Source organism: Rhizobacter sp. P3_B12, assembly GCF_056402895.1.
This window is the reverse complement of the sequence record NZ_JBFUGN010001390.1, coordinates 1-1,234: the sequence shown is the minus strand read 5'-3', so window position 1 is coordinate 1,234 and position 1,234 is coordinate 1. Positions and strand designations below refer to the sequence as shown.

Sequence of the window (1,234 nt, the reverse complement as noted above, 5' to 3'; positions counted from 1 at the left end):
CCCCGATACCGTGCCCGTGCCGCCGCCGCGCGGCTTCTTCGCCTTCGTCTGGGCGTGCACGCTGGGCTCGCGCCGCTTCGTGCTCGGCATGATGCTGTTGACCGCCGCCTTCGGCGTGTTCGAGGCGATGCTGTTCAGCATGATGAGCCGTGTCGTCGACTGGCTCAGCACGACGAAGCCCGCCGAGCTGTGGCCCACGCACAGCCTCACGCTGCTGCTGCTGGCCGCGATCCTGCTCGCCAGCCCGATCGCCGCGGCCTTCCAGACGCTCTTCAAGCACCAGGCGCTGGCCGGCAATTTCCCGATGCGCCTGCGCTGGAACTTCCACCGGCTGATGCTCGCGCAGAGCATGAACTTCTACCAGGACGAGTTCGCCGGCCGCGTCGCCGCCAAGGTGATGCAGACCTCGCTCGCGGTGCGCGACACGGTGATGATCCTCACCGACGTGCTCGTCTTCGTCATCATCTACTTCACGACGATGGCCGCGGTGGTCGGCACCTTCGACGCGCGCCTGCTGCTGCCCTTCCTCGCCTGGCTGGGCCTGTACGTCGCGGCCCTGCGGTACTTCGTGCCGCGGCTGGGCAAGATCGGGCAGGCGCAGGCCGATGCGCGCTCGCTGATGACGGGCCGCATCACCGATGCCTATACCAACATCGCCACCGTCAAGCTGTTCTCGCACGCGCAACGCGAGGCCGGCTTCGCGCGCTCGGCGATGCAGGAGTTCATGCAGACCGCCTATGCGCAGATGCGGCTGGTGAGCGCCTTCGAGATCGTCAACCACAGCCTGAGCATCGGGCTGATCATGTCGACCACCGGCGCCACGCTGTGGCTGTGGGTGCAGGGCGAGCTCGGCATCGGCGCGGTCGCTGCCGCCACCGCGATGGCGCTGCGCCTGAACGGCATCTCGCACTGGATCATGTGGGAGATGGCGTCGCTGTTCGAGCACATCGGCACGGTGCACGACGGCATCAACACCTTGTCGCGCCCGCAGGCGGTGGTCGACCGGCCCGATGCGCGCACGCTGTCGGTGACGCGCGGCGAGATCCGCTTCGAGCAGGTGGGCTTCGCCTATGGCGGCAGCAAGCCGGTGATCGACGGGCTGTCGCTGCACATCCGCCCCGGCGAGAAGATCGGCCTGGTCGGGCGCTCGGGCGCCGGCAAGTCGACCATCGTGAACCTGCTGCTGCGCTTCTACGACGTCGAATCGGGCCGCGTGCTGATCGATGGCCAGGAC

Annotated in this window: 1 protein-coding gene; it reads left to right on the top strand. The window is 68.1% G+C overall.

Annotated elements, in window-relative coordinates; translation table 11 throughout:
- On the top strand, positions 1-1,234 hold a 1,234-nt coding region (locus AC1D01_RS35490), incomplete at both ends, for an ATP-binding cassette domain-containing protein (protein ID WP_477874330.1).